Source organism: Streptomyces sp. NPDC088252, from assembly GCF_044740965.1.
Taxonomy (GTDB): Bacteria; Actinomycetota; Actinomycetes; order Streptomycetales; family Streptomycetaceae; genus Streptomyces.
The window spans coordinates 1-24,816 of sequence record NZ_JBIURS010000006.1; the positions used below are offsets into that span (position 1 = coordinate 1).

The 24,816-nt window shown below is 72.0% G+C and carries 21 protein-coding genes; 17 read left to right on the forward strand and 4 right to left on the reverse strand.

All coding sequences use genetic code 11. The features are described from left to right. The first annotated feature begins 61 nt into the window (after positions 1 to 61). The gene (locus ACIOHC_RS14000) at positions 62 to 751 is read left to right on the forward strand and encodes a hypothetical protein (protein WP_401842854.1); all 690 of its coding nucleotides are present in this window, start codon (positions 62 to 64) and stop codon (positions 749 to 751) included. After that, a complete protein-coding gene (locus ACIOHC_RS14005; RefSeq protein WP_351085778.1) occupies positions 751 to 1,467 on the forward strand; it encodes a tetratricopeptide repeat protein in 717 nt (238 codons plus the stop codon). Before ACIOHC_RS14000 ends, ACIOHC_RS14005 begins: the two co-directional genes overlap by 1 nt. Before the next feature lie 56 nt (positions 1,468 to 1,523). Here the strand turns inward: ACIOHC_RS14005 and ACIOHC_RS14010 are convergent, their stop codons facing one another. Further along, a complete protein-coding gene (locus tag ACIOHC_RS14010; protein ID WP_351085780.1) occupies positions 1,524 to 2,801 on the reverse strand; it encodes a DUF1015 domain-containing protein in 1,278 nt (425 codons plus the stop codon). Positions 2,802 to 2,872: 71 nt separating this feature from the next. Here ACIOHC_RS14010 and ACIOHC_RS14015 point away from each other — a divergent pair, with 71 nt between their 5' ends. Next, a complete protein-coding gene (locus tag ACIOHC_RS14015) occupies positions 2,873 to 3,901 on the forward strand; it encodes an HAD hydrolase-like protein (protein WP_351085782.1) in 1,029 nt (342 codons plus the stop codon). Positions 3,902 to 4,082: 181 nt separating this feature from the next. Beyond that, positions 4,083 to 4,925: an ABC transporter ATP-binding protein gene (locus ACIOHC_RS14020; RefSeq protein ID WP_401842857.1), complete on the forward strand. Its 843-nt coding sequence runs from the start codon at positions 4,083 to 4,085 to the stop codon at positions 4,923 to 4,925. 71 nt (positions 4,926 to 4,996) lie between these two features. On the opposite strand, the gene ACIOHC_RS14025 is transcribed toward ACIOHC_RS14020, so the two are convergent. After that, on the reverse strand, positions 4,997 to 5,344 hold the full coding sequence (locus tag ACIOHC_RS14025) for an SCP2 sterol-binding domain-containing protein (RefSeq protein WP_351085786.1): 348 nt from the start codon (positions 5,342 to 5,344) through the stop codon (positions 4,997 to 4,999). A gap of 55 nt (positions 5,345 to 5,399) precedes the next feature. Here ACIOHC_RS14025 and ACIOHC_RS14030 point away from each other — a divergent pair, with 55 nt between their 5' ends. From ACIOHC_RS14030 to ACIOHC_RS14055, 6 genes are all read left to right on the forward strand, one after another. Then, positions 5,400 to 5,726, forward strand: a complete 327-nt coding sequence (locus ACIOHC_RS14030; protein ID WP_389637215.1) for a hypothetical protein — start codon at positions 5,400 to 5,402, stop codon at positions 5,724 to 5,726. A 7-nt stretch (positions 5,727 to 5,733) separates the two neighbouring features. Continuing rightward, on the forward strand, positions 5,734 to 6,549 hold the full coding sequence (locus ACIOHC_RS14035; RefSeq protein ID WP_351085790.1) for a TlyA family RNA methyltransferase: 816 nt from the start codon (positions 5,734 to 5,736) through the stop codon (positions 6,547 to 6,549). Next, a complete protein-coding gene (locus ACIOHC_RS14040) occupies positions 6,546 to 7,451 on the forward strand; it encodes an NAD kinase (RefSeq protein WP_351085792.1) in 906 nt (301 codons plus the stop codon). Before ACIOHC_RS14035 ends, ACIOHC_RS14040 begins: the two co-directional genes overlap by 4 nt. A 108-nt stretch (positions 7,452 to 7,559) precedes the next feature. After that, on the forward strand, positions 7,560 to 9,305 hold the full coding sequence (recN, locus tag ACIOHC_RS14045; RefSeq protein ID WP_351085794.1) for a DNA repair protein RecN: 1,746 nt from the start codon (positions 7,560 to 7,562) through the stop codon (positions 9,303 to 9,305). Positions 9,306 to 9,439: 134 nt separating this feature from the next. Then, positions 9,440 to 10,204 carry a hypothetical protein gene (locus tag ACIOHC_RS14050; RefSeq protein ID WP_351085796.1) on the forward strand — a complete coding sequence of 255 codons (765 nt, stop codon included), beginning with the start codon at positions 9,440 to 9,442 and terminating at the stop codon, positions 10,202 to 10,204. Positions 10,205 to 10,389: 185 nt separating this feature from the next. Then, positions 10,390 to 11,487, forward strand: coding sequence for a glycosyltransferase family 4 protein (locus ACIOHC_RS14055; RefSeq protein ID WP_365694495.1), 1,098 nt, complete (start codon positions 10,390 to 10,392; stop codon positions 11,485 to 11,487). 125 nt (positions 11,488 to 11,612) lie between these two features. Here the strand turns inward: ACIOHC_RS14055 and ACIOHC_RS14060 are convergent, their stop codons facing one another. Continuing rightward, the gene (locus ACIOHC_RS14060) at positions 11,613 to 13,238 is read right to left on the reverse strand and encodes a PucR family transcriptional regulator (protein ID WP_351085800.1); all 1,626 of its coding nucleotides are present in this window, start codon (positions 13,236 to 13,238) and stop codon (positions 11,613 to 11,615) included. Positions 13,239 to 13,494: 256 nt separating this feature from the next. Here ACIOHC_RS14060 and ACIOHC_RS14065 point away from each other — a divergent pair, with 256 nt between their 5' ends. Further along, the gene (locus tag ACIOHC_RS14065) at positions 13,495 to 14,466 is read left to right on the forward strand and encodes a sulfurtransferase (protein ID WP_401842860.1); all 972 of its coding nucleotides are present in this window, start codon (positions 13,495 to 13,497) and stop codon (positions 14,464 to 14,466) included. Positions 14,467 to 14,483: 17 nt separating this feature from the next. Here the strand turns inward: ACIOHC_RS14065 and ACIOHC_RS14070 are convergent, their stop codons facing one another. After that, a complete protein-coding gene (locus ACIOHC_RS14070) occupies positions 14,484 to 16,286 on the reverse strand; it encodes a glycoside hydrolase family 15 protein (RefSeq protein WP_351085802.1) in 1,803 nt (600 codons plus the stop codon). 406 nt (positions 16,287 to 16,692) lie between these two features. Between ACIOHC_RS14070 and ACIOHC_RS14075 the strand changes: the two genes are divergently transcribed. The 6 genes from ACIOHC_RS14075 to ACIOHC_RS14100 all read left to right on the forward strand — a co-directional run bounded on the left by ACIOHC_RS14075 (position 16,693) and on the right by ACIOHC_RS14100 (position 24,789). Further along, entirely contained in the window at positions 16,693 to 18,378 is a 1,686-nt protein-coding gene (locus ACIOHC_RS14075; protein ID WP_351085804.1) for a CTP synthase, read from the forward strand. Between the two features lie 89 nt (positions 18,379 to 18,467). Further along, positions 18,468 to 19,094 carry an NUDIX hydrolase gene (locus tag ACIOHC_RS14080; protein WP_351085806.1) on the forward strand — a complete coding sequence of 209 codons (627 nt, stop codon included), beginning with the start codon at positions 18,468 to 18,470 and terminating at the stop codon, positions 19,092 to 19,094. Between the two features lie 271 nt (positions 19,095 to 19,365). Further along, positions 19,366 to 21,429: a tetratricopeptide repeat protein gene (locus tag ACIOHC_RS14085; protein ID WP_351085808.1), complete on the forward strand. Its 2,064-nt coding sequence runs from the start codon at positions 19,366 to 19,368 to the stop codon at positions 21,427 to 21,429. A gap of 143 nt (positions 21,430 to 21,572) precedes the next feature. Continuing rightward, positions 21,573 to 22,688, forward strand: coding sequence for an alanine dehydrogenase (ald, locus tag ACIOHC_RS14090; RefSeq protein WP_351085810.1), 1,116 nt, complete (start codon positions 21,573 to 21,575; stop codon positions 22,686 to 22,688). 368 nt (positions 22,689 to 23,056) lie between these two features. Beyond that, positions 23,057 to 24,175 carry a ParA family protein gene (locus tag ACIOHC_RS14095; protein ID WP_351074738.1) on the forward strand — a complete coding sequence of 373 codons (1,119 nt, stop codon included), beginning with the start codon at positions 23,057 to 23,059 and terminating at the stop codon, positions 24,173 to 24,175. After that, positions 24,172 to 24,789 (forward strand): hypothetical protein, encoded by a 618-nt coding sequence (locus ACIOHC_RS14100; RefSeq protein ID WP_351074899.1) that lies wholly within the window; start codon positions 24,172 to 24,174, stop codon positions 24,787 to 24,789. The genes ACIOHC_RS14095 and ACIOHC_RS14100 overlap by 4 nt, the downstream gene beginning before the upstream one ends. Positions 24,790 to 24,816: the final 27 nt, after the last annotated feature.

Below are 24,816 nucleotides of genomic sequence, written 5' to 3' on the forward strand. Positions count from 1 at the left end.
TTCCGTCGGGACGATCGGCGTGATGAGCGTTCGGGTGGGTTCCGTCGGGATGACAGCCGTGGTGGTTCCGGTGGCGGTTTCCGTCGGGACGACCGCGACCGTGATCGTGGGCCGCGTCGTGACGACGACCGCGGTGGTTTCCGTGGGCCGCGACGTGATGACGACCGTGGTGGTTTCCGTGGGCCGCGTCGTGATGACGACCGTGGTGGGCGGTCCGGCGGTGGGTTCGAGCGGCGGGACGACCGACCGCGTGGGCCGCGTCGCGACGACGACAGCCGTGGTGGTTCCGGTAGTGGCTTCCGTCGGGACGATCGGCGTGATGAGCGTTCGGGTGGGTTCCGTCGGGATGACAGCCGTGGTGGTTCCGGTGGCGGTTTCCGTCGGGACGACCGGGACCGTGATCGTGGGCCGCGTCGTGATGACGACCGTGGTGGTTTCCGTGGGCCGCGTCGTGATGACGACCGTGGTGGGCGGTCCGGCGGTGGGTTCGAGCGGCGGGACGACCGGCCGCGTGGGCCGCGTCGCGACGACGACAGCCGCGGCGGCGGGTACCGGCGCGACGACAGCCGTGGCGGGGGCTACCGCGGCCAGCGGGACGATCGTGGTGGTGGCCGGGGCGGCTACCGCGGCCGTGACGACCGCGGTGGGTACGAGCGGCGGGACGACCGGGACCGCGAGCCCATCAAGCGGCTTCCGATTCCGGAGGACGTCACCGGCGACGAGATCGACAAGGATGTGCGGCAGGAGCTGATGAGCCTGCCGAAGACCCTGGCCGAGGATGTCGCCAGGAACCTCGTCATGGTGGCCCGCCTGATCGACGAGGACCCCGAGCAGGCGTACGCGTACTCGCGGATCGCACTGCGGCTGGCCTCACGGGTCGCGGCCGTGCGTGAGGCGGCCGGGTTCGCCGCGTACGCGACGCAGAAGTACTCGGAGGCGCTGGCGGAGTTCCGCGCTGCCAAGCGGATGACCGGTTCCGTGGAGCTGTGGCCCGTCATGGCCGACTGCGAGCGTGGGCTCGGGCGCCCCGAGCGGGCGATGGCCATGGCCGGCGAGCCCGAGGTGCAGAAGCTGGACAAGGCCGGTCAGGTCGAGATGCGTCTGGTGGCTGCCGGGGCCCGTCGTGACATGGGGCAGATCGATGCGGCCATCGTCACGCTGCAGAGCCCCGAACTGGCTTCGAGCGCCGTGCACCCGTGGACGCCGCGACTGCGCTACGCGTACGCGGACGCGCTGTTGGCGGCCGGGCGCGAGGACGAGGCGCGTGAGTGGTTCGGGAAGGCGCTGGAGGCCGACAAGGACGGCGCCACCAATGCGTCGGACCGGCTCGCCGAGCTGGAAGGTGTCGAGTTCGTCGATGCCCTGGATGAGGACGGCGAGGGCGAGAACGACGTCGCCCCCTCGGCCGCCGCTGCGGACGACGACCAGGAGAAGGGTCGGGGCCAGGACGGTACGTCCGAGGCGTAAGGGATGAGAGTGGGCGGCACCCTGCGGGGTGCCGCCCTTTTGCCGTTTCCGGGGGGTCAGCCGAGAGCGAGGCTTCGCAGGACCAGGCCGGAGGCGGGCTTGGGGCCGAAGGAGGTCGACTTGCGAGGCATGGTGACGCCCTGTCGGGCGAGGTCCCGGACGACCTCCTCGCGTACCGGATGCATCAGGACCGCCGTGGCGTTGTGGCGTTCGGCCTGTTCGACGGCGGCCGCGGTGTCGTGGATGTATGCGATCTGTTCGGGGGCGTCGGGGATCTGCCAGACGTGGTCGAGCAGAGCCGCGTGCAGGACCGTCGCGTCGAGGGTCTGCCAGGCGGTCGGGTGATCGGCCGGAATCGTACGTGCCAGCAGGGCGGCGTCGGGGCGGTCGACGAGGTGGAAGCGGCCGTCGCCGGCGAGCAGGAACGCGTTGCCTTCGACGGCCGCCTCGGCGAGTGCCTCCAGGGCCAGGGGCAGCGGGCCCTCGATGTCGCGGACGTGGAAGAGGCCGTTCAGCGCGGCGAGCGCGTCGGCGACGGGCAGGCGGTGGAGCAGTCGGTGGATGGCGCGGACCCGGAGCGGGTAGCGGGCCGTGTCGACGAGGAGGACCAGGCCGAAGTCCCAGGGGCCGGGATCGGTGTGCTCCTGTTGCAGCCGGAGATAGGTGGCCCAGCGGTGGTGGCCGTCGGCGATCAGGGCCTGGTGGTGGGCCAGATCGGCCTCGATCTCGGCTCGTTCGGCCGGATCGGTGACGGCCCACAGCCGGTGGCTGTAACCGTCCTCGGTGGTGGTGGCGAGCAGCGGTGGACGCTCGATGGTCCGCTCGATGACGGCGGTCGCGCCCGAGACGTCCTCGTCGCTGCGGTAGGTGAGCAGCAGCGGTTCGAGATGGGCGGCCGTGGTGCGCATCAGGGCGGCCCGGTCCTCGACGACGTGGGCCATCACGTCCTCGTGCGGCAGGACGATGCCCTCGGCGGGCGCGGACAGTGCCAGTGCTCCGACGATGCCGCGTTGCAGGATCTCGGCGTCGCGCTGCTCGTAGACGTACAGCGCGGGCTCGGCATCGGGAGCGAGGACGCCCTCGGCCAGCCAGCGGTCCAGGGTCTCGGCGGCCTGCTTGTGACGGGCCGCGGCGGTGTCGGCCTGCGGCAGGATCAGCCGGACGATGTTGTGCGGGTCCGCCGACTCCAGGTGGTGCAGTCCGTCGGGGCGTACGACGACGTCGTACGGCGGTGAGGTCACCGCGGCGAGACTGCCGACCCGCTCGGGGACGTAGCGCAGTCCACGGAACGGGGTCAGACGCAGTCCCTGGCCGGCCGGACCTGATGTGTTCATTTCTGCATCGTATGTGTGCGGCGGGGATGCGCGATGATCGGGACAGAAGCATGGAACGAGGAGCGCAAAGAATGAGTCAGGCGAGCAGGACCAGGCCGAGCGGCAGCGGCACCGCGTTGAACGAGGCGTACGACACCGCGCTGCTCGATCTCGACGGGGTGGTGTACGCGGGCGGTCACGCGATCGCCCACGCCGTCGACTCGCTGGGAGCGGCGCGGGAGGGCGGGATGCATCTGGCGTACGTGACCAACAACGCCCTGCGGACCCCGGCCGCGGTGGCCGAGCACCTGACCGACCTCGGGGTGCCGGCCGGGCCCGGCGATGTGATCACCTCGGCGCAGGCGGTGGCGCGGCTGATGGCGGATCAGCTGCCCGCCGGTGCGCGGGTTCTGGTGGTGGGTGGCGAGGGGCTGCGCGTCGCACTGCGCGAGCGCGGGCTGGTGCCGGTGGAATCGGCGGACGACGAGCCGGCCGCGGTGGCGCAGGGGTACGGCGGGCCCGACATGGCGTGGGGGCGGTTTGCCGAGGCGGCCTACGCGATCGCGCGGGGGGTGCCGTGGTTCGCGTCCAACACGGATCTGACGATTCCGAGTGCCCGGGGGATCGCGCCGGGGAACGGTGCGGCGGTGGAGGTCGTACGGATCGCGACCGGGGCCGAGCCGCAGGTTGCCGGGAAGCCGTTGCCGCCGATGCACCGGGAGACGGTGTTGCGGACCGGGGCCGAGCGCCCGCTGGTGGTCGGGGACCGGCTGGACACGGACATCGAGGGTGCCTTCAACGGCGGTGTGGACTCCCTGCTGGTGCTCACCGGGGTGACGGACGCGGCGCGGTTGCTGGCCGCCGGGCCGAAGCACCGGCCGACGTTCGTGGACGCGGACCTGCGGGGGTTGCTGACCGGGCAGCCGGAGGTGACGCGGACGGGCGAAGGGTTCGGCTGTGGTGGCTGGACGGCGTCGGTGCGTGGTGACGACCTGGTGATCGAGGGGGACGGGGAGGCGCTCGACGGGCTGCGGGCGCTCTGCGGGGCGGCGTGGTCGTACGCCGGGGACGGCTCGTGCGGGCTCGACGCGGCGAAGGCGGTTGCCAGGCTGGGGCTGTAGGAACGGTTCCCGGTGCGTCGAAGACAAAAGAGGGTAGGCTAACCTAACTTTGTTCTGCTCGGTGTGCCACCGTCCGGATGGCCGACCCGCCCGGCGGGTGGTGCCGGGCTCGGGCCCACCCGCCGCCTGTGGTGAAGGACGGCCCTCGCGCCCGATCACCCCCGACCCCGGGAGTACGACCATGCAGCGCCTCACCGCGGACTCGGTGACCCTCGGCTACGACCAGCGGGTCATCGCGGAGAATCTCTCCGTCGAGATCCCCGACAACTCGTTCACGGTGATCGTCGGTCCCAACGCCTGTGGCAAGTCGACCCTGTTGCGCGCGCTCTCGCGGATGCTGAAGCCGAACAGCGGACGGGTGCTCCTGGACGGGCAGGCGATCCACGCGATGCCCGCGAAGAAGGTCGCCAGGACGTTGGGACTGCTGCCGCAGTCCTCCGTCGCGCCGGACGGCATCACCGTCGTCGACCTCGTCGGGCGCGGCCGGTACCCGCATCAGGGGCTGCTGCGGCAGTGGTCGCCGGACGACGAACGCATTGTCGAGGAATCGATGGCGGCGACCGGGGTCGGCACGCTCGCCGATCGCTATGTCGATGAATTGTCCGGCGGGCAGCGGCAGCGTGTCTGGATCGCCATGGCGCTCGCCCAGCAGACGCCGCTCCTGCTGCTCGACGAGCCGACGACGTACCTCGACATCCAGCACCAGATCGACGTCCTCGACCTCTGCGCGGAACTGCACGAGGCGCAGGGGCGCACCCTGGTGGCCGTCCTGCACGATCTGAACCACGCCGCGCGGTACGCCACACATCTCGTCGCGATGCGGGAGGGCGAGGTGATCGCCGAGGGTGCGCCGGGCGACGTCGTCACCGCGGAACTGGTGGAGCGGGTCTTCGGGCTGCGCTGCCAGGTCATCGACGACCCGGAGACCGGCACGCCGCTGGTGGTCCCGGCCGCACGCAAACCGCGGAGCGGCGGGGCGGGCACACGGGGCAAGGCGCCGGCCGGGGCCTCGACGGGGGGCTGACGGGTCGAAAGGGACCCAACGAGCTGCCGTCCCGGTCGCGCCACGGCCCGGGCAAGGGGCCCACGCGGTGGCTACAGCAGCGTCCTGAGTCTCAGAAGGTCGCGGAATCCTGCCTCCAGCCGGACCCGGCCCGTGCCCCATGCCTTGGCGAAGTTCAGCTCACCGTCCACCATGGCCACCAGGTCGTCACCGGTCATCGCGAGCCGGATCTCGGCCTTCTCCCGGGGCGGACCGTCGGCCGTGTCCAGGACCTGGATCCGGCCATGGGCCAGCCGCCCGGTGAAGGTGATGTCGAGGTCCTTGATGTGGCAGCTCAGCGAGCGGTCGAGGGCTGCCGCGCTGCGCACGTCGCCGTCGGCCACCGCGAGGTTGCCGGAGAGTCTGTCGAGTGCGCTGCGGCACTCCGCCATGGTCGCCATCGTGACCGACGGTACCGCAGCGCTACGCGGTAGCGTTTCCCGCATGAGCGACTCGATGCCGGGGCCCGGGGCGGCATACGGAACAGTGCCCGGAGCCACGTCCGGGGAAGCGGCGCAGGGCTCGCCCGACGAGGACGCGGCCCCGGCCGCCGCAACCGCGTCCGAGCCCGCCGCGCCCGCTCCCCTCGGTATCGCACGCACCTCGACCGGCGACGCCGAGATCGACGCGCGGCTGGAGCGTCTGGCCGACGCGGACCACCTCACGGCGGACGGGCACATCGAGGTGTACGAGGATGTACATCGTGGGCTGCGCGACGCGCTGACCGCGCTGGACGCAGGACCCGCACCCGCACCGATGCCCTCGTACAACCACAGGAGCTGAACCGAACGTGGCAGGAGTGACACGTCACCGCCTCGACGCCGAGCTGGTACGCCGTGAGCTCGCCCGCTCGCGCGAGCACGCGAGCCAGCTGATCGCCGCGGGACGGGTGACCGTCGGTGGCAACACCGCGACCAAGGCCGCCACCCAGGTCGAGACCCGCGCCGCCATCGTCGTGACCAAGGACGACAGCGACCCCGAGTACGTCTCCCGCGGTGGACACAAGCTCGCCGGAGCCCTCGCCGCCTTCGTACCCCTCGGGCTGAAGATCGAGGGGCGGCGGGCGCTGGACGCCGGGGCGTCGACCGGCGGCTTCACCGACGTGCTGCTGCGGGCCGGCGCCGGTCATGTCGTCGCCGTCGACGTCGGCTACGGACAGCTCGCCTGGTCGCTGCAGTCGGATGAGCGCGTCACCGTCAAGGACCGTACCAACGTGCGTGAGCTGACCCTGGAGACGATCGACGGCCGGCCGGTGGATCTGGTGGTCGGTGATCTGTCGTTCATCCCGCTGGGGCTGGTCCTGCCCGCCCTGGCGCGCTGCGCGGCCCCCGACGCCGATCTGGTCCTCATGGTCAAGCCGCAGTTCGAGGTCGGCAAGGAGCGGCTCGGCAGCGGCGGCGTGGTGCGCAGCCCCGAACTGCGGGCCGAAGCGGTACGGGAGGTGGCGCGCCGGGCCTGGGCGCTGGGCCTCGGAGTGCGGGGGGTGACGGCGAGCCCGCTGCCGGGGCCCGCAGGAAATGTCGAGTACTTTCTCTGGCTGCGGGCCGGAGCGCCCGAGCTGGACCCGGCGGATGTCGACCGTGCAGTGGCGGAGGGGCCTCGTTGACGACGAATGCGGCACGAACTGTCTTTCTTCTGGCGCACACCGGCCGTCCGGCCGCGATCCGCAGCGCCGAACTTGTCGTACAGGGACTGCTGCGCAGTGGCCTCGGGGTGCGGGTGCTGGCCACCGAGGCGGCCGATCTGCCGCTGCCGGCGTCCGTCGAGACGGTCACGGACACCACACCCGGGGCCGTGGACGGCTGTGAGCTGCTGATCGTGCTCGGCGGGGACGGGACGCTGCTGCGCGGCGCCGAGTTCTCCCGCGCCTCCGGGGTGCCGATGCTCGGCGTCAACCTCGGCCGGGTCGGCTTCCTCGCCGAGGCCGAGCGGGACGACCTGGACAAGGTGGTCGACCGGGTCGTCACCCGGGCGTACCAGGTCGAGGAACGCATGACGCTCGATGTCGTCGTGCACAGCAACGGCGACGTCGTCCACACCGACTGGGCGCTCAACGAAGCGGCCGTGCAGAAGGTGTCGCCCGAGCGGATGCTGGAGGTCGTCCTGGAGATCGACGGCCGGCCGGTGACCGGGTTCGGCTGCGACGGGATCGTCTGCGCGACCCCGACCGGATCGACCGCCTACGCCTTCTCGGCGGGCGGTCCCGTCGTCTGGCCCGAGGTCGAGGCGCTGCTGATGGTGCCGATCAGCGCCCACGCGCTGTTCGCCAAGCCGCTGGTGACCTCGCCGGACTCGGTGCTGGCCGTCGAGGTCCAGCAGCACACCCCGCACGGGGTGCTGTGGTGCGACGGGCGCAGGACCGTGGAGCTGCCCTCTGGGGCGCGGGTCGAGGTGCGCCGCGGTGCGGTGCCCGTACGGCTGGCTCGGCTGCACCACGCCTCGTTCACGGACCGGCTGGTGGCGAAGTTCGCGCTGCCCGTCTCGGGGTGGCGGGGCGCGCCGCACTGACCGGCGGACATGCCTCCGGAGGCGGTGCGAATGCTCCAGGAGCACACGGGGGAGTGAACCCCGGGTGGCGGGGTCCGTCGCACATCGGGGCTCGGACCTCGTAAGGTCATGTCCGTGTTGGAGGAGATGCGGATACGGTCGCTCGGAGTCATCGACGACGCGGTGGTCGAGCTGTCACCCGGTTTCACCGCGGTGACGGGTGAGACCGGCGCGGGCAAGACCATGGTCGTCACCAGCCTGGGGCTGCTGCTCGGCGGGCGTGCCGACCCCGCCCTCGTACGGATCGGGGCCAAGGCCGCCGTCGTCGAGGGACGGATCACGGTGTCCGAGGGCGAGGCCGTGGCCCTGCGGGCGGAGGAGGCCGGGGCCGAATTCGACGACGGTGCGCTGTTGATCAGCCGTACCGTCTCCGCGGAGGGGCGCTCCCGGGCGCATCTCGGCGGGAGATCGGTGCCGGTGGGGGTGCTCGCGGAACTGGCCGACGAGCTCGTCGCCGTGCATGGCCAGACCGACCAGCAGGGGCTGCTCAAGCCCGCCCGGCAGCGACAGGCCCTGGACCGGTACGCGGGCGACGGCGTCGCCGTGCCGCACGCCAAGTACGCGGCGGCGTACCAGCGGCTGCGGGCCGTCGTCACGGAGCTCGACGAGCTGACGACGCGCGCCCGCGAACGTGCCCAGGAAGCGGATCTGCTGCGTTTCGGGCTGGGCGAGATCGCCGGGGTCGAACCGTTGGCGGGCGAGGACGACGACCTGGCCGCCGAGGCCGAACGGCTCGGTCACGCCGAAGCCCTCGCCTCCGCGGCGGCCCTTGCGCACACCGCGCTCGCGGGCAACCCGGAGGACCCGGAGGGCGTCGACGCGACGACCGTGGTCGCGGCGGCCGGACGGTCCCTGGACGCCGTGCGGGCCCACGATCCGGCGCTGGCCGCGCTCGCCGACCGGATCGGCGAGATCTCGATCCTGCTCGCCGACGTGGCGGGTGAACTGGCCGGGTACGCCGACCAGCTGGACGCCGATCCGCTGCGGCTCGCCGCGGTGGAGGAGCGGCGCGCGGCGCTCACGGGGCTCACCCGCAAGTACGGCGAGGACATCACCGCCGTGCTCGCCTGGGCCCAGGAGGGGGCCGCCCGGCTCACCGAGCTGGAGGGCGACGACGACCGCATCGGCGAACTGACGGCGGAGCGCGACGCGCTGCGGGCCGAACTCTCGGGCCTCGGACAGGCGTTGACCGATGCGCGTACCGGGGCGGCGGAGCGCTTCGCCGAGGCCGTCACGGCGGAACTGGCGTCCCTCGCGATGCCGCACGCCCGGGTCTCCTTCGACATCCGGCAGACCGAGGCGGCCGACGAGACCTCCGGCATCGAAATCGGTGGGCGGAGCGTGGTCTACGGTCCCTCCGGCGCCGACGAGGTCGAGCTCCTGCTGGCCCCGCACCCGGGAGCCCAGCCGCGGCCGATCGCCAAGGGCGCGTCGGGCGGCGAGCTGTCCCGGGTGATGCTCGCCGTCGAGGTGGTCTTCGCCGGCTCCGACCCCGTCCCCACGTACCTCTTCGACGAGGTGGACGCGGGCGTCGGCGGCAAGGCCGCCGTGGAGGTCGGGCGGCGGCTCGCGAAGCTCGCCAGGTCCGCCCAGGTCGTCGTCGTCACGCACCTGCCGCAGGTGGCGGCCTTCGCCGACCGGCAACTGCTGGTCGAGAAGACCGTCGACGGGGCGGTGACCAGCAGCGGGGTCACGGTCCTGGAGGGCGAGGACCGGGTGCGGGAGCTGTCCCGGATGCTCGCCGGGCAGGAGGACTCGCAGACGGCGCGGGCTCATGCGGAGGAGCTGCTCGCGGCGGCGCGGGCGGACGGGTAGCCGGGGCTTCGGGGCCGTCGGGCGCGCGTTCACGGCCCGCCGCCGGGCGACCCCGCCCTCCGGGGGCCGTCCGGCGGTTCGCTCACCGGACGGCCGCCGGACGGCCCCGGCGGACCGCTGCGTAGCCTGCTCGTATGGGAACAGCGCGCAGCAGGGCCGTGGTGTCAGGTGCGGTCGCCGCCGTCGTCGCGGGGGGTGTGTACCGGGTGCTGCGGGCCCGGCCGCGCAGGCGCTGGCAGCGCACCAACTACGCGGGCCGCACCGTCGATCTGTACGCGGGCCCGGCCGTCGCCCTCGGAACCGTGGCCGCAATCGCCGTCCTTCCGCTGCCTGCTCGCACCAAGTACGCCGCAGCGCTCGCCGTGCTCGCGGCCGGCGGCTGCGGTGCCTACGACGACCTCGTCGGTGGAGGCGATCCGCGCCGCGGGTTCCGGGCCCACCTGGGCGCGCTGCGGGGCGGCGAGGTGACCAGCGGAGCGGTGAAACTTCTCGGCATCGGGACCGCTGGGCTCGTGGCCGGGACGCTGATCGAGGAACGTCCCGTCGATCGGATCCTCGCCGGGGTCGTGATCGCCGCAACCGCGCACCTCGTCAATCTGACGGACGTACGGCCCGCCGCCGCTGCCGCCACCGTGCTCGCCCTCGGGGCCCCGGGCCTGCCGACGACCGCGCTCGCCGCCGCGCCGATGGGCGCCGCGGCGGCCCTCGTCACCGACGACCTGGGGGAGCGCACCATGATCGGGGACACCGGGGCCCACGCCCTGGGCGCCGCGCTCGGCGTCGCCGTCGTCGCGGGCCGCGGCCGGGCCGGTCTCGTCGCTCACGCCGTGGGGCTCGTCGTGGCGACGGTCCACGGGGACCGGGTCAGCCGGCTCGTCCGGGAGCTGTGGGACCGCTGACGGAGGAGGCCGGGACACAGGCGCGTCAACATCGCGTCAGCTTCTCACCTGTACGAGTGGTAGGTCGCGGTCGGTTGCTGTTGTATGCAGCGGGACAGTGGCCCGATTGTGCCGGAACGTGCGTACGGACTGGCATCCTTGGCGTGCCATCACCGCCGACTCGGGAGCCCCGGGAGCCATTCAACGTGTCACAGCTGCGTACGGTCCAAGTCCTGGGCGGCGGCAGCGCGGGCAGCAGTGCCCACGTCAGCTCGCTCGCCGCGGGGCTGGTGGCGAGAGGCGTGCACGTCACCGTCTGCGCCCCGGCCGAACTGGACCATGCCTACGACTTCTCCGGCAAGGGAGTCGACTTCGCCCCCGTACCGCGACGCAGTGACCCCACCGCCGTCGCCGCGCTGCGTACCGCATGCCTGACCGCGGACGTGGTCCACGCGCACGGTCTGCACGCCGCCGTACGGGCCGCTCTCGCGCTCGGCGGCCGACGCGTCCCGCTGGTCGTCACCTGGCACGCCCGCGCCCACGCCGAGGGCGCTCGCAGCCGACTGCTGCATCTGATGGAACGAAGGGCCGCCCGTGCGGCGGCAGTTGTGCTCGGCACGACATCGGACCTGGTCGACCGGGCGCGGCGCCGGGGCGCGCGCGACGCCCGGCTCTCGCCGGTCTCGGCCCCCGTGCCGCAGCGGCCCGCCGTCGTCCACGAGGGCAAGACGCGGGCCGAACTCGGTGTGACGGAACGGCCGTTGATCATGTCGTACGGGAGTCTCGTGCCGCACCACGGGTACGACACGCTGCTCGACGCCGCACGGATGTGGCGCGGGCTCGACCCCGTGCCGCTGCTGGTCATCGCGGGGGAGGGGCGGGAACGGGCCGCCCTGCAGCGCCGGATCAGGGACGAGGAACTGCCCGTCCGGCTCATCGGCAGCCGCGACGACATCGCCGAACTGCTCGCCGTCGCCGATCTGGCAGTGCTGTCCAGCCGGTGGGAGGCGCGCTCGGTGCTGGCCCAGGAGGCGCTGCGGCTCGGCGTTCCGCTGGTCGCCACCGCGGTCGGAGGGGTGCCCGAACTCGTCGGGGACGGGGCGGAGCTCGTGCCGTGCGGCAACGGCGAGGCGCTCGGACGGGCGGTCGTCAGGCTGCTCGGTGATCCGGAGCGGTGCGAGCAGTTGGTGGCCGCGGGGCGCGCGCAGGCCGCCGACTGGCCGACGGAGGACGACACGATCGCGCAAGTCCTCTCCGTCTACGACGAGTTGACGCAGCCGTTGGCGGCGGCCCGGACGCGGTGAACGCTCCGCCTGCCGTGCCCCGCCAGGTCTGGGGTCATGGGGCTGCGACGTGCGGCGGCGGGCTCGGGGCTGCGATGTGTGGCGGCGGGCCCGGGGGCTACGAGGTGTGGCGGCGGGCCCGGGGGCTACGAGGTGTGGCGGCGGGCCCGGAGCGCCAGACTGAGGGCCAGGACCGCCTGCGGGTCGTCGAGGTCGGTGCCGAGCAGCTCGCCGATGCGGGCCAGCCGGTTGTACAACGTCTGCCGGTTCAGATGGAGTTCGCGTGCCGTCTCCGCCTTGCGGCCCGCGTGGGCGAGGTACGTCTCCAGCGTCGGCAGCAGTGGAGGGCGCGAGCTGCGGTCGTGGTCGCGCAGCGGACCGATCGCCCGGTCCACGAACGCGGCCAGATCCGGATGGTCGCGCAGCCGCCACAGCAGCAGATCGATGTCCAGGCGCCGGGCGTCGTACCAGGGCCGGTCGCTGAGCCCCTGCGCGGCCGTCGCCGTCTCCGCGGCGTGCCGCAGTCCGGCACCGGCCGCGGCCCAGCCACCGGCCACGCCCACCACCACGACCGGCGGATGCGATCCGGCCCGCTCCAGACCGGCGCGTTCCACACCGGCCCGCAACGCCGCCGCGACCCGGTCCGCGACCGCCGTGCGCTCCGTCTCGGACCGCAGCCCCAGCAACACCGGAACCCGGCCCTCCACGGGCCGCACGCCGAGCAGCACCGGCACGCCCACCGACGAGAGCTCCTCCAGCACGGCCCGTGCCAGCAGCGCCCAGTTCCCCGACACGGACAGTTCGGGGGCCAGCCGCATCACCACCGGCAGCAGCGGTGTCCCGCCCGGTTTGAAGCCCAGCACACGGGCCTGCGCCGGGGCGTCCTCCGGAGTGATCCGGCCCTCCGCGAGATCCGACAGGAAGTCGCCCCGGCCGCGCGCCGCGAGCTCCTCCTCCTGACGGGCCTGCATCAGCACGACGGCGAGGATCCCCGCCGCCCGTTCCGCCGCCATCCGGTGCACCGGCACCAGCGGTGCGGACACGGCCAGCAGCACCAGCCTGGCCCGTACCGAACCGGTTCCCGGCCCGCCGCCCGGCACGTCCACCAGCACCGAACCCGTGGGCGGCGCCTCGCGGGCCGCCCGGCCGCCGCGCATGCCGTCCCACACCTGGAGCGGATCGGCGGACACCGGGCCCGACCCGGGGCCGGCCGCGTACAGCAGCTGGCCGTCCGCCGTCTCCAGGAAGACCGGGTTGGCCGCGAAGTCCGCCAGGATGCCCAGCACCTGGGGCACCCCGCCACCGCCGAGGAGCGCCTCCGTACACCTGCGGTGCACATCCTCGGCCTGTCGCAGCAGGGCGTAGTGACCGTTGACGATCTCGGTGTGTATCTCCTCGGTCACCGTCACGAACGGCACCTCACGGTGCAGCTGCACCAGCGGCAGACCGGCCGCGCGGGCGGCGTCCACGATCGATGCGGGCAGCCTGCTGAAGCGCGGACCGAGCTCCACCACCAGGGCGGCGATCCCGCGGTCGGCGAGCCTGCGGACGAAGGCGCGCTGCTCGGCGGGACGGGTGCCGAGCCCCAGTCCGGTGGTGAGCAGCAGCTCACCGCCCTTGAGCAGCGAAGCGATGTTCGGGACCTCGCCCGCGTGCACCCAGCGCACCGTACGGTTCAGCCGGTCCGCACCGGCCACCACCTCCGGGAGCCCGCTGCGCAGCCCCGGCAGCTCAAGGGCCCGCTGCACGGTGATTCCGCCTTGCGTCTCCACTGGCTCCGGCCTCGCGTTTCCATTCGGTTCAAACGGGCGGTCGCCCTGATTCAGGAAGGTACCGGCCCCGGGCGCGGGGGGCGCGGTCGGGGAGGTGCCGAGCGGGTCCGCCGACCGGGAGCGGCCGCTCTGATCTGCCGCTTTCGACCTGCCCGAGGACATGGAACCACGGTTGACACGGGTCGGGGCCGCTGCGATCTTGTGACCGCCGTGCGGTTCGGACCGTGTGGCTCTCCTACCCGGACCTGGAGCAGACGTGGGCGACGACGTATCGGCGTACGCAAGCCGGGAGGACCTTCCCGGCCCCCTGGTCGGGGTCGACTGGCTCGCGTCGCGGCTGGGCGAGCCCGGACTGGTGGTCCTGGACGCCTCCGTGGGTGCGCACCGGGGCTCCGGGCGGCGGATCCCGGACGCGCGGCCCTTCGACATCGACGGGGCGCTGTCCGACCACTCGGGACCACTGCCGCACACGATGCCCGATGCCCGCCGGTTCACCGAGGAGCTGCGCTCCCTCGGCGTCCACGACACCGACACCGTCGTCGTCTACGACGGCGCGGGCATCTACTCCAGCCCGCGCGCCTGGTGGATGCTGCGCGCGATGGGCTTCGACCGGGCCGCGGTGCTCGACGGCGGCCTGCCCGCCTGGACGGCCGCCGGGCTGCCGCTGGAGACCGCCCGGCCCGCGCCCGCCGCGGAGTGCGGCGACTTCACGGCCCGGCCGCGCGCGGGACGGATCGTGGGCAGCGACGAGGTGGTGGCGGCCCTGGCCGACCCTGCGGCGGCGGTCTTCGACGCCCGCTCCGGGGAGCGGTACTCCGGCGTGGTCGCCGAGCCACGACCGGGACTGCGCGCCGGCCATATGCCGGGGGCGGTCAATCTGCCCTTCGGCGAGCTCCAACGCGACGGCCGGATGCGCCCGGCGGATGAGCTGCGCGCCGTGTTCGCCGCCCTCGCCGGTGACCGGCAACGGCTGTTCTTCAGCTGCGGATCGGGCGTCACCGCCTGCGTGCTGGCGCTCGGGGCCGAACTGGCCGGGTACCGCGAGCCGGCCGTGTACGACGGGTCCTGGAGCGAATGGGGGCTGCCCTCGGAGCTGCCCGTCGTGACCGGAACGGGGGGCGTGGGGCAGCCGCGCCGACCCGGCTCGCCGCACTCCTGCGAGAACCCGGAACCGGAGCAGATCGGCGTCCGGGCGGACGGAAGGGGGCGGACACCGCTCGCGCGATGACCGCCCCCTTCCCGAGGTCAGCCGACGTACGCCCCGCTCGCCGTCAGGCGCAGTGCCGTGTCGATCAGCGGCACGTGGCTGAACGCCTGGGGGAAGTTCCCCACCTGGCGCTGCAGCCGGGAGTCCCACTCCTCCGCGAGCAGGCCCAGATCGTTGCGCAGGGACAGCAGCCGCTCGAAGAGCTGGCGTGCCTCGTCGACCCGGCCGATCATCGCCAGGTCGTCGGCCAGCCAGAACGAGCAGGCCAGGAACGCGCCCTCGTCGCCCTCCAGGCCGTCGACGCCGGCGTGCTCGCCCTTGGTGGGGTAGCGCAGCACGAAGCCGTCCTCGGTGGACAGCTCGCGCTGGATCGCCTCGATCGTTCCGATCACGCGCTTGTCGTCGGGCGGCAGGAATCCCATCTGGGGGATCAGCAGGAGGGAGGCGTCCAGTTCCTTCGACCCGTAGGACTGGGTGAAGGTGTTGCGCTCCTTGTCGTAGCCCCGGTCGCAGACGTCGTGGTGGATCTCGTCACGCAGTGCGCGCAGCCGCTCCACCGGTCCCTCCGCGTCACCGGACTCGATCAGCTTGATGGTGCGGTCGACGGCGACCCAGGCCATCACCTTGGAGTGGACGAAGTGGCGGCGCGGGCCGCGCACCTCCCAGATGCCCTCGTCCGGCTCGTCCCAGTGCTTCTCCAGGTACTCGATCAGCTTGAGCTGGAGGCCCGTGGCGTAGTCGTTGCGGGTCAGGCCCGTCATGTGGGCGAGGTGCAGTGCCTCGGTGACCTCGCCGTACACGTCCAGCTGGAGCTGGCCCGCGGCGCCGTTGCCGACCCGGACCGGGCCGGAGTTCTCGTAACCGGGCAGCCAGTCCAGCTCGGCCTCGCCCAGCTCGCGCTCGCCCGCGATGCCGTACATGATCTGCAGGTTCTCCGGGTCCCCGGCGACCGCCCGCAGCAGCCACTCGCGCCAGGCGCGGGCCTCCTCGCGGTAGCCGGTGCGCAACAGGGACGAGAGGGTGATCGCGGCGTCACGCAGCCAGGTGTAGCGGTAGTCCCAGTTCCGGGAGCCGCCGATGTCCTCGGGCAGGGACGTGGTCGGCGCGGCGACGATGCCGCCGGTCGGGGCGTACGTCAGAGCCTTGAGGGTGATCAGGGAGCGGACCACGGCCTCGCGGTAGGGCCCGTGGTACGTGCACTGTTCGACCCATTCACGCCAGAAGTCCGCGGTCGCGTCCAGCGAACCCTCCGGGTCCGGCAGGCCGGGCGGCTCGTGGTGCGAGGGCTGCCAGCTGATCGTGAACGCGATCCGGTCACCCGGCGCGACCGTGAAGTCGGAGTACGTCGTCAGGTTCTCGCCGAAGGTGTCGGCGGGAGTGTCCAGCCAGACGGAGTCCGGGCCGGCGACGGCGACCGTACGGCCGTCGACCTTGTGCACCCACGGGGTGACCCGGCCGTAGCTGAATCGCATGCGCAGCTCCGAGCGCATGGGCACCCGGCCGCTGATTCCCTCCACGATCCGGATCACCTGCGGGGCACCGTCACGCGGTGGCATGAAATCGGTCACTCTGACCGTTCCGCGCGGGGTGTCCCATTCCGATTCCAGGATCAGGGAATCCCCGCGGTAGCGGCGGCGGTCGGCGGAGGGCGGCTCGGCCCCCTCCTCCCGCGCCGGTCCCAGGCGCCAGAAGCCGTGCTCCTCAGTACCCAGAAGTCCCGCAAAAACGGCATGCGAATCGAAGCGGGGAAGGCACAGCCAGTCGACTGTGCCGTCCCGGCAGACCAGGGCGGCGGTCTGCATGTCTCCGATAAGTGCGTAATCCTCGATGCGCCCGGCCACGTGCATCTCCAGTCGAACGGCCTTGTCACCCCGTAGGGCATTACTGCGGGTCAAGAGGTCGTCGCAAGGGGTTGTTGTGGGGGAACCTGCGTGCTCGGAACCTCGCCCGGAGCGAGTGTCCGAGCAGGATACGACGCACCCGGGTGGTCTGCGCGACCGTCTCATCAACGGGTCTGCGCCGAACGGGTGCGGTGTGAGGGGCTTGAGATGATCTTGTGTAGTGAGTGTGCGGGGTGTGGCCGGAAGCAGCCTCCCCGGGTCGCTGATACCCTGGTAGCCCGTGGACCGGTGGTCGTCCGCAACAGCGGACGAGGCCCCCGAACCGCAGCGACGGCACCTCCGGAACGACCGGACGGCAACGCCGGTACGCACCTCACGATCGCGACCACGGGAGCCCCCTTTGGCTATGCAGCCCACATCCACGACGACCAAGCACATCTTCGTCACCGGGGGTGTCGCCTCTTCCCTCGGCAAGGGTCTGACTGCCTCCAGCCTCGGCGCCCTGCTCAAGGCGCGCGGACTCCGGGTCACCATGCAGAAGCTCGACCCGTACCTGAACGTCGACCCGGGCACGATGAACCCGTTCCAGCACGGTGAGGTGTTCGTCACCAACGACGGCGCCGAGACCGACCTGGACATCGGCCACTACGAGCGCTTCCTCGACGTCGACCTCGACGGCTCCGCCAACGTCACCACCGGGCAGGTCTACTCCCAGGTGATCGCCAAGGAGCGGCGCGGCGAGTACCTCGGTGACACCGTGCAGGTCATCCCGCACATCACCAACGAGATCAAGCACCGCATCCGCCGCATGGCCACCGACGACGTCGATGTCGTCATCACCGAGGTCGGCGGCACGGTCGGTGACATCGAGTCGCTGCCGTTCCTGGAGACCGTGCGCCAGGTCCGCCACGAGGTCGGCCGGGACAACGTCTTCGTCGTGCACATCTCGCTGCTGCCCTACATCGGCCCGTCCGGCGAGCTCAAGACCAAGCCGACCCAGCACTCCGTCGCAGCGCTGCGCAACATCGGCATCCAGCCCGACGCCATCGTGCTCCGCGCCGACCGTGACGTGCCGACCGCCATCAAGCGCAAGATCTCGCTGATGTGCGACGTCGACGAGGCCGCCGTGGTGGCCTGCGTGGACGCCAAGTCGATCTACGACATCCCCAAGGTGCTGCACACCGAGGGCCTGGACGCCTATGTCGTGCGCAAGCTCGACCTGCCGTTCCGTGATGTCGACTGGACCACCTGGGACGATCTGCTGGACCGCGTCCACAACCCCGACCACGAGGTCACCGTCGCGCTCGTCGGCAAGTACATCGACCTGCCCGACGCCTACCTCTCGGTCACCGAGGCCATCCGGGCCGGCGGCTTCGCGAACAAGGCCCGGGTCAAGGTCAAGTGGGTCGCCTCCGACGACTGCAAGACCCCGGCCGGCGCCGCCAGGCAGCTCTCCGACGTGGACGCGATCTGCGTCCCGGGCGGCTTCGGCGACCGCGGTGTCAACGGCAAGATCGGCGCCATCCAGTACGCCCGTGAGAACAAGGTGCCGCTGCTCGGCCTCTGCCTCGGCCTCCAGTGCATCGTGATCGAGGCGGCGCGCAACCTCGCCGAGATCCCCGACGCCAACTCCACCGAGTTCGACGCCGCCACCGCGCACCCCGTCATCTCGACGATGGAGGAGCAGCTCGCGTACGTCGAGGGCGCGGGCGACCTGGGCGGCACCATGCGGCTCGGCCTGTACCCGGCGAAGCTCGCCGAGGGCTCGCTGGTCCGCGAGGCGTACGACGACCAGCCGTACGTGGAGGAGCGTCACCGCCACCGCTACGAGGTCAACAACGCCTACCGTGCCGAGCTGGAGAAGAAGGCCGGTCTGGTCTTCTCCGGCACCTCCCCGGACAACAAGCTCGTCGAGTACGTCGAGTACCCGCGCGAGATCCACCCCTACCTGGTCGCCACCCAGGCGCACCCGGAGCTCCGCTCCCGCCCGACCCGCCCGCACCCGCTCTTCGCGGGCCTGGTGAAGGCCGCCGTCGAGCGCAGGACGGGCGCCGGGGCCGGTGGCAAGCAGACCGCCGCATCGGGCAAGTAGTCCGGCGGCAGGCAGGCGTTAACGTTGACCGGGGTACGGATCCACTGTGGATGCGTGCCCCGGTTTCTGTTCTTCGTGGGAGGACGTAGATGGGTTTCCAGGACACGCCCGAGGAGTGGCAGGTCACCGCGACCAAGACGCCCTTCACCGGCAACAAGACCAGCGTCCGCACCGATGAAGTGGTGATGCCCGACGGCACGGTCGTACGCCGCGACTACCAGGTCCACCCGGGTTCGGTCGCCGTGCTCGCGATCGACGAGGAGGACCGGGTCCTCGTGCTGCGGCAGTACCGTCACCCGGTGCGCCACAAACTCTGGGAGATCCCGGCCGGACTGCTCGACATCCCCGGCGAGAACCCGCTGCACGCGGCGCAGCGCGAGCTCTACGAGGAGGCGTACGCCAAGGCCGAGGACTGGCGGGTGCTGACGGACGTCTACACCACGCCGGGCGGCTGCGACGAAGCCGTACGGATCTTCCTGGCCCGGAATCTCTCCGAGGCCGACGGGGAGCGCTACGAGGTCTCCGAGGAGGAGGCCGACATGGAGCTGGCCCGGGTGCCGCTCCAGGAGCTGGTGCGAGGGGTGCTCGCCGGGGATCTGCACAACAACTGCCTCGTGGTGGGTGTCCTCTCGCTCGCGGCGGTGCGCGCCGGTGACGGGATCGATTCCCTGCGTCCGGCCGAGGCGCCCTGGCCGGCCCGTCCGTTCGAGGTCTGACGATGGCAAGGACCGCTCGGGGTCCGGCCGTTCGACGGGAAGGTGTCGTCCGGGGCCCGGTGGTCCGATCGGCACCCTGACCGGGCGGCGCGGCGGGCCGCTGAACGGTTCACCGACATCACCGACATCTTCCGATCGGAAAAGATGCTGATCCGATCGGGGGACCTCTGCGCCATGCTCCACGGAATTCGTCCATACGCCTGAACTACGCTCGGAATGCCCAGACCGGAGTCCCGGCGGGCGATGCGTGCAGCGAAGTGGAGCGTGGCTCGTGACGGATCAGGCGGTGGACACCAGCGGCCCGGTCGAGGCAGCGGGAACCGAGGAGCCGTCCGGCGTCGCCCCACCCCAATTCTTCGGCCGCGAACGCGAGTTGAAGGCACTACGGGCCGACATCGAGCGGGCCGGACTGGACACCCTGGCCGGCCGCAAGGCCGCCCGCGCCCGGGTCCTGCTGATCGCCGGCCGTCCCGGTTCCGGACGCACCGCGCTCGCCGGTGAACTCACCCGCCGGCTGCTCTCCACCGACGACTACGCGGACGGACTGCTCAGGGCTCGGCTCACCGATCCCGGCGGCGCGCCGGTTCCCACCGAGCGCACCGCGCGGGAGCTGCTCGACCGGCTGGGTGTGACGGGGCCGCCCGGCGCGGACGGGGACGAACTCTCCGAGCTGCTCCGCGAGGCGCTCGCCGGGCGCCGCACCCTGCTGCTCCTCGACGACGCCGTGGACGCGGAACAGGTCGACCCGCTGCTGCCGGACGACCCCGACTGCCTGGTCGTCGCCACCTCCGAGGGCCCGCTGACCGGCATCCCGGGCGTCCGCCCCTGCACCCTCGGCGGTCTGGACGCGGGCTCAGCGGTCCGGCTGCTCGCCCGGCTCATCGGCCAGGTCAGGATCACCGTCGACCCGCGGACCGCCGAGACCCTGGCCGAGGAGTGCGGTGGACTGCCGGCGGCCCTGGTGATGGTCGGAGGCTGGCTCGCCGCCCGTCCCATGGCCTCGGTCGCGGATGTCACCAAACAGCTGCGGGAACTGCCGGACGACCCGGAGCAGTCCAACGGTGCCCGCCCGCTGGCCCGCGCCTTCCGGCTGGTCCACGACTCCCTGCCGGCGACCGCCGCCCGGATACTGCGCCTGCTCGCACTCGCTCCCGCCGGGCTCGCTGACGCGCACACCGCCTCCGCGCTGGCCGGCTGCTCCGTCTCGGCCGCCCGGACGACCCTCGACGACTTCGTGGCCCTGGGACTGCTGCGCAGCGACGGGGCGGACGAGCCGGAGTACGAGGTGCCCGGCTGCCTCGCCCCGTTGCTGGGGGCGCTCCTGGAGGCCAGGGACCGGCCGACGGAGATCCAGCTGGCCAGGGCCCGGATGCTGGAGCGGACGGTACGGCTGTTGCAGTCCTGCCGGGCGGTCACCGACCCCGAGGGTTCCCCGGCCCGCCGCAAGCTCGCCGGGCTGCCGCGCTCGCTGCGCTTCCCCGGCCCCGAGGCGGCCGCCGAATGGCTGCGGATGCGCCGGCCCGCGCTGCTGGCCTCGGCCAGGATCGCCGTCGAGGACGGTGAACTCGACACCCTGGCAAGGAGGTTGGTGGCGGCTCTGGTGCGGGCGCTGGCCGTGCACCAGGGCACCGAGGCCGCCGCGCCCGAGCTGTACGGACTGCACGGTCTGGTCCTGGCCGTCGCCGAACGGCGTGATCTGCCGCGCGAGCGGGCCGCCGCACTGCTCAACCTCGCCGACCTCGATGCCAGGACCGGCCGTACGCGGGAGGCGCTGGCCCGCTACCGCGCCGCGCTGGACGCCGGACGGGCCGCGAAGGACCCGTACGCCACCGGCCGCGCGATGGAATCCGTAGGCGGCGCCTACGCCGAGCTGGGGGACTTCCAGCGGGCCTCCGACTGGTACGGCCGGGCGCTGGCGCAGCGGCTCACCCAGGGCGAGCGGGCCGACGAGGCGCGGTTGTACGGGCGGCTCGGCGCCGTCCACACCTATGCGGGGCGGTACGGCGAGGCGCTGCGGAACTGGCGCGCCGCCGCCGCCGGGTACCGCAGGCTCGGCGATGTCCCGGCCCAGGCGCGGGCGCTGAGCGAGGCCGCCCGGGTACAGGAGTACGCGGGCCGCCCTCGCGAATCGCTGCACACCTGCCAGGAGGCCGTTCAGTGGGCCAGGCGGGCCGGGGACGTAAGGCTTCAGGCGGCGCTGGAGCTGCGGCTGGCCGACACCCTCGAACGGCTCGGCGACCCGGCCGCGGCCCGGCTGCACAGGGGTCTGGCCGACAGATTGCTGGGCGAGAAGGGTGCAACCTGCGAAATCCGTAGTGCGGTCACTGAAAAATAATGCTTTGTAAGGCTAGACAGCGAGAAGTCCTTCATTAAACTGGCTGTACCGCGTGTGCTCGCGGTATCTCCATTTACGCAGTGTCTATCCGGGTATGTGTAGCTGTGTCCGGGTAACCCTCTGAGCCAAGGACCGTGATCGACGTGAAGGTCGGCATCCCCCGCGAAGTCAAGAACAACGAGTTCCGCGTGGCGATCACGCCTGCCGGTGTGAACGAGCTCGTCCGTCACGGCCATCAGGTCGTCGTCGAGGAGAACGCCGGGGCCGGCTCCTCCATCACGGACGAGGAGTACATCGCCGCCGGAGCGCAGATACTCGCCACCGCCGACGAGGTCTGGGCCGCCGCCGACCTGCTGCTCAAGGTCAAGGAGCCGGTCGCCGAGGAGTACCACCGCCTCCGCAAGGACCAGACGCTCTTCACCTACCTGCACCTCGCCGCCTCCCGCGAGTGCACGGACGCGCTGCTGGAGTCGGGCACCACGGCCATCGCGTACGAGACGGTCGAGGCCGCGAACCGCGCGCTGCCGCTGCTCGCCCCGATGTCCGAGGTCGCGGGCCGGCTGGCCCCGCAGGTCGGCGCATACCACCTGATGCGCTCGGCCGGTGGCCGCGGCGTGCTGCCGGGCGGGGTTCCCGGCACGGCGGCCGGCAAGGCCGTCGTCATCGGCGGCGGTGTCTCGGGCTGGAACGCCACGCAGATCGCCGTCGGCCTCGGCTTCCACGTCACGCTGCTCGACAAGGACATCAACAAGCTGCGCGAGGCCGACAAGATCTTCGGCACCAAGGTGCAGACGGTCGTCTCCAACGCCTTCGAGCTGGAGAAGGCCGTCGTCGAGGCCGACCTCGTCGTCGGTGCCGTGCTCATCCCGGGCGCGAAGGCCCCGAAGCTCGTCACCAACGAGCTCGTCGCCAAGATGAAGCCCGGAAGTGTACTTGTCGACATTGCGATCGATCAGGGTGGCTGCTTCGAGGACTCCCACCCGACGACCCACGCCGAGCCGACCTTCATGGTTCACAACTCGGTCTTCTACTGTGTCGCGAACATGCCCGGCGCGGTGCCGAACACCTCCACGTACGCCCTCACCAACGCCACGCTGCCGTACATCGTGGAGCTCGCCAACCGTGGCTGGGTCGAGGCGCTGCGCCGTGACGCCGCACTGGCCAAGGGTCTCAACACCCATGACGGACAGGTCGTTTACCGCGAGGTGGCCGAGGCGCACGGTCTGCCGCACGTCGAGCTGAGCTCGCTCCTCGGCTGACGGGTCAACATCTTCCGTCAACCCCATGAGTCCGGCCGGACCTTGCCGAGCAAGGTCCGGCCGGACTCATGTCGGGCCCCGCGGGGTCCCCGCGCAACTCGTCTCGAACGTAACCCTTCAACCGATTCGTGCACCTGTTGAAAGTGTGCGCCGGTGGCTGCGTGCCCTTGACAGGGAGGTGTTCGATTGCCGACACATCGGGCCGGGTCCGGCGGATTGTGTTGCTGCGGAGCGGTGACACGCCATAGAGTCGCCAATCGTCGGCATGGTGCCACGCTGACCTATCGATAAGTTTCCTGGTCACATCCAAGGAGGTAAGACGACTTGTGAATGAGTCGACATTTACTCCCGGGGGTGTTCAACCAGGGATGCCTGCACGGGGCCAGAGCCCGAACGGGCTGGAGGCTGTCGGCTCCGTCGCTGTTCGCACCTTCGCCACCCACCAGCACATGACGACAGCCCCCCAGATGATGGACGGCCTACACGTGAACGCCATGGCCGGCAACGAGAGTGGCCGAGACACCGCCCACTTCGCCGACTTCGACGAGGTGCCCCAGGGGCACTTCTACGACCCCGACGCCGAGTACGAGCCCGATCCGGAGTACGCGGCCACCCTCGCGCCCGACGCTGCCCGACAGCGCCGCGAGCGGATCGGCCCGACCGGTCGGCCCCTGCCCTATTTCCCGATCCCGGGTCCGCTGACCGACCACGGTCCCGCGAAGATCATCGCGATGTGCAACCAGAAGGGCGGCGTCGGCAAGACCACGTCGACCATCAACCTGGGTGCCGCACTCGCGGAGTACGGACGTCGCGTCCTGCTCGTCGACTTCGACCCGCAGGGAGCCCTGTCGGTCGGGCTCGGCGTCAACCCGATGGAGCTCGACCTCACGGTCTACAACCTGCTCATGGAGCGGGGCATGTCGGCCGACGAGGTCCTGCTGAAGACCGCGGTCCCGAACATGGACCTGCTGCCCAGCAACATCGACCTGTCGGCTGCGGAGGTGCAGCTGGTGAGCGAGGTCGCCCGGGAATCCACGCTGCAGCGCGCCCTGAAGCCGCTGATGGCCGACTACGACTACATCGTGATCGACTGTCAGCCGTCGCTGGGCCTGCTCACCGTGAACGCCCTGACGGCGGCCCACAAGGTCATAGTGCCGCTCGAATGCGAGTTCTTCGCGCTGCGCGGCGTGGCCCTGCTCACCGAGACCATCGAGAAGGTCCAGGAGCGGCTCAACCCGGATCTGGAGCTCGACGGCATCCTCGCCACCATGTACGACTCCCGTACGGTGCACAGCCGCGAGGTCCTCGCGCGCGTCGTCGAGGCCTTCGACGACCACGTGTACCACACGGTCATCGGGCGCACCGTGCGTTTCCCGGAGACCACGGTCGCGGGTGAGCCCATCACCACGTACGCCTCCAACTCGGTCGGTGCCGCCGCCTATCGCCAGCTCGCCAGGGAGGTGCTCGCCCGGTGTCACGCCGAGTGAGTCTGCCCGGGGCCGACGAACTGTTCCGTACCACCGGGGGGATGGGTCTGCAGGCCTCGTCCCCCGCGGACCGGCGACGCAAGGCGAACGGCGAGGCCCGGGTGCCCGGCCCGGCCGGTGAGAGCGACACCGGGGCCGACGGGCCGGCTGCGGGCACGACGGAGACCGGAACCGCCGCCGCCGCGCGGGAGGAGCACTCCGCGGCGGACACCGACGCGGGGGAATCGCGCAGCCGCGGCGGCGACCGGGTCGCGGTGGCGGGACAGTCGGGGCGCAGGCCTCAGCAGTCCCCGCCGTCCGCGCCGTCGCCCGCGCCGTCGTCCGCGCAGGAGGCGGTTCCCGCCCCCGCCGTCCAGCAGCAGCGCAGGCGTGGCGGCGGGCGCGGGGCGAACCGGCGGCCCAGCGGCCGTGAGCGCCACGACGAGAAGATCACCGTCTATGTCTCCGCCGAGGAACTGATGGACCTCGAACACGCGCGTCTCGTGCTGCGCGGGGAGCACGGGCTCGCGGTCGACCGCGGACGGATCGTCCGCGAGGCCGTCGCGGTGGTTCTCGCGGACCTGGAGTCGCGGGGCGACGCGAGCATCCTCGTACGGCGGCTGCGCGGCCGCTGACGGGCGGGGCGCCGGTAGCCTGCCCGG